14 protein-coding genes are annotated in these 15,881 nt (G+C 62.2%); all 14 read left to right on the top strand.

Going from position 1 to position 15,881, the window contains the following annotated elements; all coding sequences use genetic code 11:
• The first annotated feature begins 42 nt into the window (after nt 1-42).
• The 14 genes from nuoF to J2X76_RS00355 all read left to right on the top strand — a co-directional run bounded on the left by nuoF (nt 43) and on the right by J2X76_RS00355 (nt 15,383).
• Nucleotides 43-1,347 (top strand): NADH-quinone oxidoreductase subunit NuoF, encoded by a 1,305-nt coding sequence (gene nuoF / locus J2X76_RS00420; RefSeq protein ID WP_113131581.1) that lies wholly within the window; start codon nt 43-45, stop codon nt 1,345-1,347.
• A 4-nt stretch (nt 1,348-1,351) separates the two neighbouring features.
• Nucleotides 1,352-2,083 (top strand): hypothetical protein, encoded by a 732-nt coding sequence (locus J2X76_RS00415; protein WP_162736376.1) that lies wholly within the window; start codon nt 1,352-1,354, stop codon nt 2,081-2,083.
• A 71-nt stretch (nt 2,084-2,154) separates the two neighbouring features.
• Nucleotides 2,155-4,236, top strand: a complete 2,082-nt coding sequence (nuoG, locus tag J2X76_RS00410) for an NADH-quinone oxidoreductase subunit NuoG (protein WP_310211886.1) — start codon at nt 2,155-2,157, stop codon at nt 4,234-4,236.
• A gap of 8 nt (nt 4,237-4,244) precedes the next feature.
• Nucleotides 4,245-5,288, top strand: coding sequence for an NADH-quinone oxidoreductase subunit NuoH (gene nuoH, locus J2X76_RS00405; RefSeq protein ID WP_113131597.1), 1,044 nt, complete (start codon nt 4,245-4,247; stop codon nt 5,286-5,288).
• Nucleotides 5,289-5,334: 46 nt separating this feature from the next.
• Complete coding sequence (gene nuoI / locus J2X76_RS00400) at nt 5,335-5,826, top strand: NADH-quinone oxidoreductase subunit NuoI (protein ID WP_113131579.1); 492 nt, start codon at nt 5,335-5,337, stop codon at nt 5,824-5,826.
• A gap of 149 nt (nt 5,827-5,975) precedes the next feature.
• Nucleotides 5,976-6,590, top strand: coding sequence for an NADH-quinone oxidoreductase subunit J (locus J2X76_RS00395; protein ID WP_113131578.1), 615 nt, complete (start codon nt 5,976-5,978; stop codon nt 6,588-6,590).
• A 23-nt stretch (nt 6,591-6,613) separates the two neighbouring features.
• Nucleotides 6,614-6,922, top strand: a complete 309-nt coding sequence (gene nuoK, locus J2X76_RS00390; protein ID WP_007772674.1) for an NADH-quinone oxidoreductase subunit NuoK — start codon at nt 6,614-6,616, stop codon at nt 6,920-6,922.
• Between the two features lie 7 nt (nt 6,923-6,929).
• Nucleotides 6,930-8,930, top strand: coding sequence for an NADH-quinone oxidoreductase subunit L (gene nuoL / locus J2X76_RS00385; RefSeq protein WP_113131577.1), 2,001 nt, complete (start codon nt 6,930-6,932; stop codon nt 8,928-8,930).
• Nucleotides 8,930-10,441: an NADH-quinone oxidoreductase subunit M gene (locus J2X76_RS00380; protein ID WP_113131576.1), complete on the top strand. Its 1,512-nt coding sequence runs from the start codon at nt 8,930-8,932 to the stop codon at nt 10,439-10,441. The genes nuoL and J2X76_RS00380 overlap by 1 nt, the downstream gene beginning before the upstream one ends.
• Nucleotides 10,442-10,459: 18 nt before the next feature.
• Entirely contained in the window at nt 10,460-11,902 is a 1,443-nt protein-coding gene (nuoN, locus tag J2X76_RS00375; RefSeq protein ID WP_113131575.1) for an NADH-quinone oxidoreductase subunit NuoN, read from the top strand.
• Nucleotides 11,903-11,904: 2 nt separating this feature from the next.
• A complete protein-coding gene (locus tag J2X76_RS00370) occupies nt 11,905-12,675 on the top strand; it encodes a biotin--[acetyl-CoA-carboxylase] ligase (RefSeq protein WP_405029958.1) in 771 nt (256 codons plus the stop codon).
• 9 nt (nt 12,676-12,684) lie between these two features.
• Nucleotides 12,685-14,352 (top strand): ribonuclease J, encoded by a 1,668-nt coding sequence (locus J2X76_RS00365; protein ID WP_113131573.1) that lies wholly within the window; start codon nt 12,685-12,687, stop codon nt 14,350-14,352.
• Between the two features lie 254 nt (nt 14,353-14,606).
• A complete protein-coding gene (mce, locus tag J2X76_RS00360) occupies nt 14,607-15,011 on the top strand; it encodes a methylmalonyl-CoA epimerase (RefSeq protein ID WP_113131572.1) in 405 nt (134 codons plus the stop codon).
• 102 nt (nt 15,012-15,113) lie between these two features.
• Nucleotides 15,114-15,383, top strand: coding sequence for a DUF1467 family protein (locus J2X76_RS00355; RefSeq protein ID WP_113131571.1), 270 nt, complete (start codon nt 15,114-15,116; stop codon nt 15,381-15,383).
• Nucleotides 15,384-15,881: the final 498 nt, after the last annotated feature.

Here is a 15,881-nt window from a genome sequence, read left to right as displayed (position 1 = left end):
ACTGACAACCGGCGTAACCGCTACGGACTTGTGGAATAGATCATGTTGAAAGATCAGGATCGCATCTTTACCAATATCTACGGCCTCAAGGACAAGTCCCTGAAGGGCGCGATGAGCCGCGGCCATTGGGACGGCACCAAGGAAATCCTCGAAAAAGGCCGGGACTGGATCATCAACGAGATGAAGGCCTCCGGCCTTCGCGGCCGTGGCGGCGCAGGCTTCCCGACCGGTCTCAAGTGGTCCTTCATGCCGAAGGAATCGGATGGCCGTCCGCATTACCTCGTGGTCAATGCCGACGAATCCGAGCCCGGCACCTGCAAGGACCGCGATATCATGCGCCACGATCCGCATACGCTGATCGAAGGTTGCGTGATCGCCGGTTTCGCCATGGGCGCCCACACCGCCTATATCTACGTGCGCGGCGAATACATGCGCGAGCGCGAAGCGCTGCAGGCGGCGATCGACGAATGTTATGATTTCGGCCTGCTGGGCGGCAACAATAAGCTCGGCTGGGATTTCGACATCTACGTTCACCACGGCGCCGGCGCCTATATCTGCGGCGAAGAGACGGCGCTGCTCGAAAGTCTCGAAGGCAAGAAGGGCCAGCCGCGCCTTAAACCCCCGTTCCCGGCGAACATGGGCCTCTACGGCTGCCCGACCACCGTCAACAACGTCGAATCGATCGCGGTTGCCCCGACCATCCTGCGCCGCGGCGCCGGCTGGTTCTCGTCCATGGGCCGCCCGAACAATGTCGGCACCAAGCTGTTCATGCTCTCCGGCCACGTCAACAAGCCGTGCACCGTCGAGGAAGTGATGGGCATCACCTTCCGCGAACTGGTCGACAAGCATGCCGGCGGCATCCGTGGCGGCTGGGACAATCTGCTGGCGGTCATTCCGGGCGGCGCGTCCTGCCCGATCGTGCCGGCCAAGGACATCATGGACTGCCAGATGGATTTCGACGGCCTGCGCGCCGTCGGTTCGTCCTTCGGCACCGCCGGCGCCATCGTCATGGACAAGTCTACCGACGTCATCAAGGCGATCGCCCGCATCTCGGCCTTCTTCAAGCACGAGAGCTGCGGCCAGTGCACGCCGTGCCGTGAAGGCACGGGCTGGATGTGGCGGGTGCTGGAGCGCATGGTCAAGGGCAATGCCCAGAAGCGCGAAATCGACATGCTGTTCCAGGTGACCAAGCAGATCGAAGGTCACACCATCTGCGCGCTCGGCGATGCGGCGGCCTGGCCTGTCCAGGGCCTGATCCGGCATTTCCGTCCCGAGATCGAAGCACGTATCGACCAGTATACCCGAAACGCGACGGCGCATGGCGCCGTCCTGGAAGCTGCGGAGTAAGCACGTGACGAAACCGGGCAAGGAGCATGAAGGGGAGGCGGCGGATCGTTCGGCGCATGATCCCGCGCGTCTGCCCGATTTTTCCGAGGCGATGAAGCTCAATCCGCTGATGGCGAACATGGCTGCCGCGACCGCGATCAGCTTCGGCATCGCCAGCCAGATGGCCGGCGCCTTCTTCGGCGCGCTGCATGGCGCGATGGAAGCAAGCAATCGTCAGAAGGCTGCCGGCGAGACGCCGCCCGTCGAGGCGCCAGCGGCCAACGATGCGCCGGCTCCAGCACAGGCGCCGGTCGTTGCGGCAGCTGCCGCAAAGCCCGTGCCGGTCCCCGAAAAGCCGAAGGCAAAGCCTGCCACGTCGGCTCGCAAGGCGGCGGCACCGGCGACCAAGGCTGCCGTGACGGCGCCGAAGGCCGAACCGGCTGCCAAGCCGGTCGCCAAGGCAAAGGTTGCGAAGGCCGCAGCTACGAAGGCTCCGGCAAAGCCGGTTGCCGAGGCGACCAAGGCGCCCAGGGCGAAGACCGGCAAGGCCAAGGCTTCCGGCGGCGGCGATCTGAAGCAGATTTCGGGCATCGGCCCGAAGCTGGTGGAAGTACTGAACGGTCTGGGCGTGACGAGCCCCGCGCAGATCGCAGCCTGGAGCGAAGCCGATATTGCCCGCTTCGACGCGGAATTGGGGCTCAACGGACGCATCGCCCGCGACGACTGGGTCGGCCAGGCGAAAGCTCTGTTGAAATAAAAGAATATGTCCCCCGAGTCGCCTGACCCTCAGGAGACCCAAAGGATGGAACTAAGGACGTAAGTGAGACGATGGTTAAGCTGAAGGTTGACGGCAAAGAGGTCGAGGTTCCGGATCATTTCACGCTGCTGCAGGCGTGTGAGGAAGCCGGCGCCGAGGTACCGCGCTTTTGTTTCCACGAACGTCTTTCGGTCGCCGGCAATTGCCGCATGTGCCTGATCGAAGTGAAGGGCGGCCCGCCGAAGCCGGCGGCCTCCTGCGCCATGGGCGTGCGCGACATCCGCGGCGGCCCGAACGGCGAACTTCCGGAAGTCTTCACCAACACGCCGATGGTCAAGAAGGCCCGCGAAGGCGTGATGGAATTCCTGCTGATCAACCATCCGCTCGATTGCCCGATCTGCGACCAGGGTGGCGAATGCGACCTGCAGGACCAGGCGATGGCCTTCGGCATCGACAGTTCGCGCTATACGGAAAACAAGCGCGCCGTCGAGGACAAGTATATCGGCCCGCTGGTCAAGACCGTGATGAACCGCTGCATCCACTGCACGCGCTGCGTCCGCTTCACCACCGAAGTCGGCGGCATTTCCGAGCTCGGCCTGATCGGCCGCGGCGAGGACGCGGAGATCACCACCTATCTCGAACACGCGATGACGTCGGAACTGCAGGGCAATGTCATCGACCTTTGCCCGGTCGGTGCGCTGACCTCGCGCCCCTTCGCCTTCACGGCCCGTCCGTGGGAACTGAACAAGACCGAATCGATCGATGTCATGGACGCCGTCGGCTCGGCGATCCGCGTCGATACCCGCGGCCGCGAAGTGATGCGCATCATGCCGCGCGTCAACGAAGAGGTGAACGAGGAGTGGATCTCCGACAAGACCCGCTTCATCTGGGACGGATTGAAGACCCAGCGTCTCGACCGGCCTTATGTACGAAAGAACGGTCGTCTTCAGGCCGCCTCCTGGGGCGAAGCCTTCGGCGCCATCAAGGCTGCCGTTTCCGGCACGTCGGCCGACAAGATCGGCGCGATCGCCGGCGATCTGGCGTCCGTCGAGGAAATGTACGCGCTCAAGGAGCTGATCCGCTCGCTCGGATCGGAAAACCTCGACTGTCGCCAGGACGGGACGGCGCTTGATCCGTCACTCGGCCGCGCAAGCTACCTCTTCAACCCGACCATCGAGGGCATTGAACAGGCCGGCGCCCTGCTTCTGATCGGCGCCAATCCGCGCCTCGAGGCTGCCGTCCTCAACGCCCGCATCCGCAAGCGCTTCCGCCGCGGCAACTTCCCGATCGGCGTGATCGGCGAAGTCAGCGAGCTGCGCTACGTCTACGACTATCTCGGTGCCGGCGCAGACACGCTCTCCGAGCTCGCATCGGGCGCCAACGCATTTGCCGACAAGCTGCGCGGTGCCAAGAACCCGATGATCATTGTAGGGCAGGGGGCTCTCTCCCGGCCGGACGGCGCGGCGATCCTTGCTGCCGCAGCCCAGCTGGCCGGTTCGGTCGGCGCGCTGACCGAAGAGTGGAACGGCTTTGCCGTCCTCCACACCGCGGCTGCCCGCGTCGGCGGCCTCGACCTCGGCTTCGTGCCGGGCGCGAATGGCGCTGATGCGAACGCCCAGCTTGCCGGCATGGACGTCCTCTTCCTGCTCGGCGCCGACGAACTCGACTTCTCCAAGAAGGGTGCCAAGTTCACCGTCTATATCGGCAGCCATGGCGATGCCGGCGCGCACAATGCCGACGTCATCCTGCCGGCCGCTGCCTATACCGAAAAGTCGGGCACCTGGGTCAATACCGAAGGCCGCGTCCAGATGGGCAACCGCGCCGGCTTTGCGCCGGGCGAGGCCCGCGAGGACTGGGCGATCATCCGCGCGCTGTCCGACGTGCTCGGCAAGAAACTGCCCTTCGATTCGCTGCAGGCCCTGCGTGCGAAACTTTATGCGGATTACCCGCATTTCGCCGCCATCGACGAGATCGCGGCCGGCTCCGTGAACGAAATTGCCGCACTCGGGCAAAAAGCCGGTGCGATGACGAAGTCCGGGTTTGCGTCGCCGATCAAAGACTTCTATTTGACGAACCCGATCGCTCGCGCTTCGGCCGTCATGGCTGAATGCTCGGCATTGGCCCGCAACAATTTCCAGGCTGCGGCGGAGTAATTTTGAACATGGATTCGTTCTTTTCCATCTACGTCTGGCCGGGCATCATCATGGTCGCGCAGTCTCTGCTGCTGCTGGTGTGCCTGCTCGTCTTCATCGCCTATATCCTGCTCGCCGACCGCAAGATCTGGGCAGCCGTCCAGCTGCGCCGCGGTCCGAACGTCGTCGGTCCCTTCGGTCTGTTCCAGTCCTTCGCCGACCTTCTGAAGTTCGTCTTCAAGGAGCCGATCATTCCGGCCGGCGCCAACAAGGCGGTCTTCCTGCTTGCACCGCTGGTTGCCGTGCTTCTCGCCCTGTCGACCTGGGCCGTGGTGCCGCTCGCAGACGGATGGGTGATTGCCAATATCAATGTCGGCATCCTCTATATTTTCGCCATCTCCTCACTCGAAGTCTACGGCATCATCATGGGTGGCTGGGCTTCGAACTCGAAATATCCGTTCCTCGGCGCGCTCCGCTCGGCGGCCCAGATGGTTTCCTACGAAGTCTCGATCGGCTTCGTCATCGTCACCGTGCTCCTCTGCGTCGGGTCGCTGAACCTGACCGATATCGTCAATGCCCAGCATGACGGCCTCGGCACGATGATGGGCCTGCCGGCCTCGTTCCTCGACTGGCACTGGCTGGCTCTGTTCCCGATGTTCGTGGTGTTCTTCATCTCGGCGCTCGCCGAAACCAACCGTCCGCCCTTCGATCTTCCCGAAGCAGAATCGGAACTGGTCGCCGGCTTCATGGTCGAGTACGGCTCTTCCCCGTACATGATGTTCATGCTCGGTGAATACGCGGCAGTCTGCCTGATGTGCGCGCTGACGACCATCCTGTTCCTCGGGGGCTGGTTGCCGCCGGTCGATATCTGGATCCTCAACTGGGTACCGGGCATCGTCTGGTTCATGCTGAAGTCGATGCTCGTCTTCTTCATGTTCGCCATGGTGAAGGCCTTCGTACCGCGCTACCGCTACGACCAGCTCATGCGCCTCGGCTGGAAGGTCTTCCTGCCGCTCTCGCTCGCCATGGTCGTCATTACCGCTTTCGTGCTGAAGCTGATGGGATGGGCATGATCATGAACATCTCCGTCCAAGCTTCCGGCATCATTGGAGAATAAACATGGCAAGTCTCGGCCAGGCCGTGAATTCGCTGTTCCTGAAGGAGTTCGTCGGGGCTTTCTTCCTGTCGATGCGCTACTTCTTCAAGCAGAAGGCGACGATCAACTATCCGTTCGAGAAGGGCCCGGTTTCCCCGCGTTTCCGCGGCGAGCATGCGCTGCGCCGTTATCCGAACGGCGAGGAGCGCTGCATCGCCTGCAAGCTGTGCGAGGCGATCTGTCCTGCCCAGGCGATCACCATCGAGGCCGGTCCGCGTCGCAATGACGGCACCCGCCGCACGGTGCGTTACGACATCGACATGGTGAAGTGCATCTATTGCGGCTTCTGCCAGGAAGCCTGCCCCGTGGATGCGATCGTCGAGGGCCCGAATTTCGAATTCTCGACCGAGACGCGCGAAGAACTCTATTTCGACAAGGCGCGTCTCCTGGAAAACGGTGACCGCTGGGAGCGCGAAATCGCTCGCAACATCGCAATCGACTCGCCCTACCGCTAAGGCGGGGTGATTTGTCCGGCGCCGCCGCCATTCAGCGGGCAGTGTGCCGGTGACATCTGGATGAAATGCCCGGCGCATATCACAAGGCCGGGTTTCGACGGGTAGGGGCATTTGTCCCGATCCCGGTTGAGGGACGAAAAGGCACCACGATGGGTCTGCAGGCAATCTTCTTCTATCTCTTCGCGTTCATCGCGGTGGCGTCGGCATTCATGGTCATCTCGGCCAAGAATCCGGTGCACTCTGTGCTGTTCCTCATTCTGGTGTTCTTCAACGCAGCCGGCCTCTTCCTGCTGACGGGCGCCGAGTTCCTGGCGATGATCCTGCTGGTCGTCTATATCGGCGCCGTCGCGGTTCTCTTCCTCTTCGTCGTCATGATGCTCGACATCGACTTTGCGGAACTGCGTTCGGGCGTGCTGCAATATGCACCGATCGGCATGCTGGTCGGCCTGATCGTCGCAGCCGAACTGGTCGTCGTCATCGGCGGCAGCGTGCTGACGCCGGAAGCCGCCAAGGCGGTGACCATGCCGATCCCGAACCCGGCGAGCCGTACCAACACGGCCGCCCTCGGCGACGTGCTCTATACGAATTATGTCTACTTCTTCCAGATCGCCGGCCTCGTGCTTCTGGTGGCGATGATCGGTGCGATCGTGCTGACGCTGCGTCACCGCACCCACATCAAGCGGCAGGATATTTCCGCGCAGGTAGCCCGTACGCCCGCGACCGCTGTCGAAGTGGTCAAGGTCAAGCCGGGCCAGGGCGTCTGAAGCGGGTAAAAGGAAAAAGAAAAATGGAAATCGGTCTTTCCCATTATCTCACGGTCAGCGCCATTCTCTTCACGCTCGGCGTTTTCGGCATCTTCCTGAACCGCAAGAACGTCATCATCATCCTGATGTCGGTGGAGCTCATCCTGCTCTCGGTCAACCTCAACATGGTGGCTTTCTCCTCCTTCCTGAACGACATCGTCGGCCAGGTCTTTGCGTTGTTCATTCTGACCGTCGCGGCAGCGGAAGCCGCCATCGGTCTTGCAATTCTCGTCGTCTTCTACCGCAACCGCGGTTCGATCGCCGTCGAAGACGTCAATATGATGAAGGGCTGATCGGGTCATGATCTACAAGGCAATCGTCTTCTTACCCCTGATCGGCTTCCTGATCGCCGGCCTGTTCGGCCGCTCGATCGGCGCAAAGGCCTCCGAATACGTCACCAGCGGCCTGATGATCGTCGCCGCCGTGCTCTCCTGGATCGTCTTCTTCAACGTCGCGCTCGCCCATGGCGAGGCCGGCGAGGTGATCAAGGTGCCGGTTATGCGCTGGATCCAGTCCGGCGGCATCGACGTCGAATGGGCCTTCCGCGTCGACACGCTGACGGCCGTCATGTTCGTCGTCGTCAACACCGTCTCGACGCTCGTGCATGTCTATTCGATCGGCTACATGCATCACGACCCGCACCGGCCGCGCTTCTTCGCGTACCTGTCGCTCTTCACCTTCGCGATGTTGATGCTGATCACCTCGGACAACCTTGCCCAGATGTTCTTCGGCTGGGAAGGCGTCGGTCTGGCCTCCTATCTGCTCATCGGCTTCTGGTACAAGAAGCCGTCGGCATCGGCTGCCGCGATGAAGGCCTTCATCGTCAACCGCGTCGGCGACTTCGGTTTCGTGCTCGGCATTGCCGGCGTGTTCGTGCTGTTCGGCTCGATCAGCTTCGAGACGATCTTTGCGGCCGCCGCCACCTATCTGCCGGCCGCGGGTTCGCCGGAAGCGTCCCAGGCGGTCGTCAACATCTTCGGCATGTCGCTCGACAAGGCGAATGCCGTCACCGTCGTCTGCCTGCTCCTGTTCATGGGCGCGATGGGCAAGTCGGCGCAGTTCCTGCTGCACACCTGGCTGCCGGACGCCATGGAAGGCCCGACCCCGGTTTCGGCGCTCATCCATGCCGCGACCATGGTCACCGCCGGCGTCTTCCTCGTCGCCCGCATGTCGCCGATCTTCGAACTGTCGCCCAACGCACTGCTGGTCGTGACGATCATCGGCGCGATCACCGCCTTCTTCGCGGCCACCGTCGGCCTCGTCCAGAACGACATCAAGCGCGTCATCGCCTATTCCACCTGCTCGCAGCTCGGCTACATGTTCGTGGCGCTCGGCCTCGGCGCTTACGGCGCGGCGATCTTCCACCTCTTCACGCATGCCTTCTTCAAGGCTCTGCTGTTCCTTGGCGCCGGCTCGGTGATCCATGCGGTCGATGGCGAGCAGGACATGCGCTACATGGGCGGCCTTCGGAAGCACATCCCGGTCACCTTCTGGATGATGACGATCGGCACGCTGGCGCTGACCGGCGTCGGCATCCCCGGCACGATGATCGGTTTCGCGGGCTTCTTCTCCAAGGACGTGATCATCGAAAGCGCCTACTCGTCGCATTCGCCGGCGGCAGGCTTCGCCTTCACGCTTCTGGTCATCGCGGCTTTGTTCACCAGCTTCTATTCCTGGCGCCTTGCCTTCCTGACCTTCTTCGGCAGGCCGCGCGCGTCGGCCGACGTCATGCACCATGTGCATGAATCGCCGATGGTCATGCTGGCGCCTCTCTACATTCTCGCTGCCGGCGCGGTTGTCGCAGGCGTGCTGTTCGAGGGGTATTTTTTCGGCCACGAATATGCCGAGTTCTGGAAGGGCGCGCTGTTCACGCTTCCGGAAAACAAGATCCTCGAAGAGTTCCACCACGTGCCGGTTCTGGTTGCCTGGAGCCCGTTCATCGCCATGGCGGTCGGTTTCGTCACGGCCTGGTACTTCTACATCAAGTCGCCCTCGACACCTCGTCGTCTGGCCGCTTCGCAGAAGGTCCTCTACGAGTTCCTGCTCAACAAGTGGTATTTCGACGAACTCTACGACTTCCTCTTCGTCCGCTCCGCCAAGGCGCTCGGCCGGTTCCTGTGGAAGAAGGGTGACGTCGGCGTCATCGATACCTACGGCCCGAACGGCGTTGCCGCCCGCGTGGTCGACGTCACCAACCGGGTAGTCAAGCTGCAGTCCGGTTACCTCTATCATTATGCGTTCGCGATGCTGATCGGTATCGCCGCCCTCGTCACCTGGATGATGCTCGGGAGCTCTATCTAATGACCGACTGGCCAATTCTCTCGACGGTCACCTTCCTGCCGCTGGTCGGCGTGCTGTTGCTGCTTCTGACACGGGAAGACGGCCCCTACGGGCGCCGCAACATCCTCAACGTCTCGCTGTTCACGACGGTCTTCACCTTCATCGTTTCGCTGTTCATCTGGATCGGCTTCGACAATTCGAATGCCGGCTTCCAGATGGTCGAAAAGCATAACTGGCTCGGCACGGGCATCTCCTACCATCTCGGTGTCGACGGCATTTCCATGCTGTTCGTCATCCTGACGACGTTCCTGATGCCGTTCTGCGTGCTTGCCAGCTGGACCTCGGTCGAGAAGCGCCTGAAGGAGTACATGATCGCCTTCCTGCTTCTGGAAGTGGTGATGACCGGCGTCTTCGTCTCGCTCGACGTCGTGCTCTTCTACGTGTTCTTCGAAGCGACGCTCATCCCGATGTTCGTCATCATCGGCGTGTGGGGCGGCAAGGACCGCGTCTACGCATCCTACAAGTTCTTCCTTTATACGCTGCTCGGTTCGGTGCTGATGATGCTCGCCATCATGGCCATGTACTGGCAGGCCGGCACGACCGACATTACCGAACTCCTGAAATACGGCTTCCCGGCCGGCATGCAGACCTGGTTGTGGCTCGCCTGCTTCGCCGCCTTCTCGGTCAAGATGCCGATGTGGCCGGTCCACACCTGGCTTCCGGACGCGCACGTCCAGGCCCCGACCGCGGGCTCGGTCATCCTGGCCGGCGTCATGCTGAAACTCGGCGGTTACGGGATGATCCGCTTCTCGCTCGCCATGTTCCCGATCGCGTCGGAACATTTCGCGCCGCTGGTCTTCTCGCTGTCGGTCATCGCCATCATCTACACCTCGCTGGTGGCGATGATGCAGGACGACATCAAGAAGCTGATCGCCTATTCGTCCGTCGCCCATATGGGTTACGTCACCATGGGCATTTTTGCGGCCAACGTTCAGGGCCTGCAGGGTGCGATCTTCCAGATGCTGTCGCACGGCATCGTCTCCGGCGCGCTCTTCCTCTGCGTCGGCGTCGTTTATGACCGGCTCCATACCCGCGAGATCGCGGCCTATGGTGGCCTCGTCAACAACATGCCGAAATATGCCGTCGCCTTCATGATCTTCACCATGGCAAACGTCGGCCTGCCGGGCACGTCGGGTTTCATCGGCGAGTTCCTGACGATCATCGGCGTCTTCCGCGTCAACACCTGGGTCGCGCTCTTCGCCGCGACCGGCGTCATCCTCTCGGCCTCCTACGCACTCTGGCTCTACCGCCGGGTGATTTTCGGGGCGCTCGAGAAGGAAAGCCTGAAGGCGCTGCTCGATCTTTCCGGCCGCGAGAAACTGATCCTCTATCCGCTGATCGCGATCACCATCTTCTACGGCTTCTATCCGGCACCGATCTTCGATGCGACGGCAGCATCGGTAGACCTCGTGGTCAACAATTATTCCGCAGCCCTGGCAGCAGCGAAAACCCTTGCGCTGAACGCGCACTGAGACGGGACACGACTGGACATGACCGCTGAAATTCTCTCCCTAAGCCTGCAGCTCTCCATGCCGGAGATCATCCTGGCCGTGGGCGCGCTCGCTCTTCTGATGATCGGCGTCTTCTCCGGCGACAAGTCCGCGCCGACGGTGACGGGTCTTGCGGTGGCGCTGCTGGCCGTCGCCGGTCTCTGGCTGATCTTCATGCCCGGCGAGGGCGTGGCCTATGGCGGCGCCTTCAAGCTCGATGCCTTCGGCCGGTTCATGAAGGTGCTGGCGCTCATCGGCTCGATCACCGCCATGGTCATGTCGGTCGGTCACGCCAAGTCGGATCAGCTGAACCGTTTCGAGTTCCCGGTCCTGCTGGTGCTCTCGACGCTCGGCATGCTGCTGCTGATCTCCGCCAACGACCTGATCGCCTTCTATCTGGCGCTCGAATTGATGTCGCTGGCGCTCTACGTCATCGCCGCCTTCAATCGGGACAGCCTGCGTTCGACCGAAGCCGGCCTGAAATACTTCGTACTCGGTGCGCTCTCCTCCGGCATGATGCTTTACGGCATGTCGCTGGTCTATGGCTTCACCGGCAATACCGGCTTCGAAGGCATCGCCAAGGTTCTCTCCTCCGAGACCCGCGGCATGGGCCTGATCTTCGGCATGGTCTTCGTGCTCGCCGGTGCCTGCTTCAAGATTTCCGCCGTGCCGTTCCACATGTGGACGCCGGACGTTTACGAAGGCGCCCCGACCCCGGTTACCGCCTTCTTCGCGGCCGGTCCGAAGGTCGCCGCCATGGCGATCCTGGTGCGCATCGTTTCCGACGCCTTCCTGCCGATCGTCGCCGACTGGCGCCAGATCATCGTGTTCGTGGCGATCGCCTCGATGCTGCTCGGTTCGTTCGCCGCGATCGGCCAGCGCAACATCAAGCGACTGATGGCCTATTCCTCGATCGGCCACATGGGTTACGCGCTGGTCGGCCTTGCCGCCGGCTCCGAGACAGGCGTCTCCGGCGTCGTTCTCTACATGACCATCTACATGGTCATGACCCTTGGCACCTTTGCCTGCATCATGGCGATGCGCCGCAAGGAAGGCGGCAATGTCGAGAATGTCGACGATCTCGCCGGCCTGTCCTCGACCAAGCCGTTCATGGCGGTGGTCCTGACCGCGCTGATGTTCTCCATGGCCGGCATTCCGCCGCTCGCCGGCTTCTTCGCCAAGTATTTCGTCTTCGTGGCTGCGATCGAAGCCAAGCTCTATGCGCTGGCGATCATCGGCGTGCTCTCCTCGGTCGTCGGTGCCTACTATTACCTGCGCATCGTCAAGCTGATGTGGTTCGATGAAGCCAAGGGCGAGTTTGCCCGCATCTCCGGCGAACTGCGCCTCGTCTTCGGTCTTTCCGGTCTCTTCGTCGTAGCCTATGTGCTGATCGGCGGACCGATCGGAACGGCGGCGAGCGCCGCCGCGAAGTCCTTCTTCTGAGGATGCCGGGGGAAAGGGGCCGCTTCTCGCTCGATGCGTTTCGCCACGAGGCGCTCGACGAAGTCGGATCCACCAACAGCGAATGTCTCGCCCGCGCTCGCGCGGGCGATTCCGGTTTGTTATGGCTGACTGCGAAACGTCAGCTTGCCGGCCGTGGCCGTCGTGGCCGGGCCTGGACCTCGGAACCCGGAAATCTCTACGCTTCCCTGCTGCTGATCGATCCCGCGCCGCCGGAGCGCATCGGCTCTTTGCCGCTCGCTGTCGCTGTCGCGGTTCATGCTGCCATCAGGTCCGTCCTGCCGCCGGGCGGCGAGCCGCTCGATGTGAAATGGCCGAACGACATATTGATCGGCCGCAAGAAGACCTGCGGCATCCTGCTGGAGGGCGAGGGGCTGCCGGACGGCCGGCGCGCTCTTGTCATCGGCATCGGCATCAATATCCGTCATATGCCCGACAATGCAGCCTATGCGGTGACCCGGCTTGCCGACCACGGCGCCAACATCTCTCCGGACGAGCTTTTCGCGCATCTTTTCAGGGAGATGGCGGTGGTTCTGGAATCATGGAATGAGGGTCGGGGCACGCCTGAAATCAGCCGGCGCTGGCGTGAGATCGCCTGCGGCATCGGCGAAAAAATCACCGTCAACCTGCCGGACCGCTCGCTTGTCGGCACATTCGCAGGTATCGATGACAAGGGATTTCTGCTGCTCGACACCGGCCTGGGCTTGGCTGTGCCGATCGCCGCCGGTGATGTATTTTTTCAAGGAATGGAATAGACAAAGAAAATGGCCAAGCAAGAAGAACTGGTGTTTCTGCCGCTGGGCGGCGTGGGCGAGATCGGCATGAACCTCGCCCTCTACGGCTATGGAACGCCGGAGAAGCGCCAGTGGATCATGGTCGATTGCGGCGTGACCTTTCCGGGGCCGGAACTGCCGGGCGTCGATCTCGTGCTGCCCGATATCCGTTTCCTCGCCAGCCAGCGCAGCAACCTCAAGGCGATGATCATCACCCACGCCCATGAGGACCATTACGGCGCCATGAACGACCTCTGGCCGGGCCTCAACGTGCCCGTCTATGCCTCGCCGTTCACCGCCGGCATGCTGGAGGCCAAACGTGACTATGAAGGTTCGCGCGCCGAAATTCCGGTGACGATCTTCAAGGCGGGCGACCGCATCAATGTCGGCCCGTTCGAGATCGAGGCCGTCGGCGTCAACCACTCGATCCCCGAGCCGATGTCGCTGGTCATCCGCACTCCGCTCGGCAATGTCGTCCATACCGGCGACTGGAAGATCGATCACGCGCCGTCGCTCGGGCCGCTCACCGACGAAGCCCGTTTCCGCAAGCTCGGCGACGAGGGCGTGCTGGCGCTGATGTGCGACTCGACCAATTCCATGCGCGAGGGCGTTTCGCCGTCCGAGGAGGAAGTCTCCGAAGGCCTGCGCAAGATCATCGAGGCCGCCGAGGGCAGGGTGGCGATCACCACCTTCTCGTCGAATGTCGGCCGCATCCGCTCGATCGCCCAGGCCGCGGACGCCGCCGGCCGCGAGGTCCTGCTGCTCGGTTCCTCGCTCAAGCGCGTCGTCAACGTCGCCCGCGATATCGGCATCATGGAAGGTTTGAAGCCCTTCATCGCCGAGGACGAATACGGTTATATCCCGCGCGACAAGATCGTGGTGATCCTGACCGGCAGCCAGGGCGAACCCCGCGCCGCCCTTGCCAAGATCGCCCGGGACGAGATGCGCCACGTGGCGCTGACCTCGGGGGATACGGTCGTCTTCTCCTCGCGCACCATTCCCGGCAACGAGAAGGCGATCCTCGAGATCAAGAACGGCCTGATCGAGCAGGGCATCAAGGTGGTGACCGACAATGACGCGCTGGTGCACGTTTCCGGCCATCCGCGCCGCAGCGAGCTGGTGCAGATGTACGAATGGACCCGCCCGCAGATCCTGGTTCCCGTGCATGGCGAGGCGGCCCACCTGACCGCTCAGGCCGAACTCGGCGCCGCCGCCGGCATCAAGACCATTCCGCGGGTGCGTAACGGCGATATCCTGCGTCTCGCACCCGGTCCCGCCGAGGTCATCGACGAAGCGCCGCATGGCCGGATCTTCAAGGACGGCAAGCTGATCGGCGATTTCGAGGAGATGGGCATCGGCGACCGCCGCAAGCTTGCCTTCGTCGGCCATGTCTCCGTCAACGTCCTGCTCGACAGCCGCTACGACTTCGTCACCGATCCCGATCTTGTCGCCTTCGGCCTGCCGGAATTCGACGACGAGGGCGAGGACATGGAGGACACGCTCTACGACGCCGTGCTCGGTGCCGTCGAAAGCATCCCGCGCGCCCGCCGCAAGGATCTCGATATGGTCCGCGAAGCCGTCCGCCGCGCCGTCCGCTCCGCCGCCAACGAGGCTTGGGGCAAGAAGCCGGTCGTGACGGTGTTCGTGACGCGGCTGTGATTGCCGAGTCTAAGGTGTGAAAAGAGAACGGTGCCACGAGTCGATCTCCCCCCTTGAGGGAGAGATGTCCGGCAGGACAGAGGGGGTAACCTCTCGGCATATTCTTCCGCTGCCGCACCGTCGCTACCCCCTCTGTCACCTTTGGTGACATCTCCCCCTCAAGGGGGGAGATCATAGGGAGCCCGCGGCACCGTCCGCATCTCAATAAGCAGTTGCTCCAACACCGCCTAACTTGCACTCGGGAGGACCAAACCATGCTCGGACGCGTCAATCACATCGCCATCGCCGTGCCGGATCTTGCCGCCGCGACCTCGACCTATCGCGACACGCTCGGCGCCCGCGTTTCCCAGGCCCAGGCCCTGCCGGAACACGGCGTGACCGTGGTCTTTGTCGAGCTCCCCAACACAAAGGTGGAACTGCTCGAGCCGCTCGGCCCCGATTCGCCAATATCGGCCTTTCTCGAGAAGAACCCTTCCGGCGGCATGCACCATATCTGCTACGAGGTGGACGATATCGTCGCGGCCCGCGACACGCTGAAGGCGGCCGGCGCGCGGGTGCTCGGAGACGGCAATCCGAAGACGGGAGCCCATGGAAAACCTGTGCTTTTCCTGCATCCCAAGGATTTTAACGGCACGCTCGTCGAGCTTGAACAGCTATGATTCCCACAGCTGTGACATCACGTCGGGCCCTCTTGGTTTGAGCTTGTCCGCCTTTCGGCCTATAAGGGCGCCACTTCTTCGAACCGGAATCGAGTAGACATCATGCCTCTTTTGACGGTCGCGGCCATCTACTTCATCATCTGGTGGACCGTGCTCTTCATCGTCCTTCCGCTCGGCTATCGCAGCCAGCAGGACGATGGCGCGGTGACCACGGGCACGGTGGAAAGCGCCCCGACCCGGTTTCGCGGCGGCCGCGTCGTACTTTTGACGACGGTGATCTCGACCCTGCTCTACGCGGGCTACCACGTCGCCTCGGTCTATTTCGGCGTCGGCATTGCCGATATCCCGGTCATCGTGCCCACCTTCGAATAAGTGGGCAATGATGTGGCCGGGCCGGGCAGGATCATCGGGAGCCTGTCATTTCCCTGTCATGATTTACGGGCATAGGAAGCGGCGGCAAAGGCCCCCGGATAGAGCCGCTCGCGCAGGCGAAAAACAAACGTTCTCAGCCGAGAAAGCAAAAAAAAACAAGGCGGTTAAGCCTTGTTTTCTAGTTTCGCGTGATCCTTAACCGTTGCCGGGGCAGCGACGAGCGCGCCTAAGATCTGATCCTCCCAAGACTTGACCGCGAAATGGCAAGAATTTGAACTCCTTGCCTCTTTTGTGAGCTGAACCTAGCTCAAAGGATGTGCTTTGTCATCCGCTTTTTTTGTATTTTTGCTACACTTCGATAAAATTTTTCAGTTGACAAAAATGTCGCATACTTGCCACGAAATCCCCTCTTTTAGCGGGTCTGAAAATGCCGGCGCGGAATGGTGAACAACCTGCGATTCATGCGGGGGCGGGTTCCCTTGAGAACGCGGAACGGCT

Source organism: Neorhizobium sp. 2083, from assembly GCF_031455615.1.
Taxonomy (GTDB): domain Bacteria; phylum Pseudomonadota; class Alphaproteobacteria; order Rhizobiales; family Rhizobiaceae; genus Neorhizobium.
Note: the sequence above shows the minus strand (reverse complement) of the source record. Positions and strands in the feature narration are given on the sequence as shown.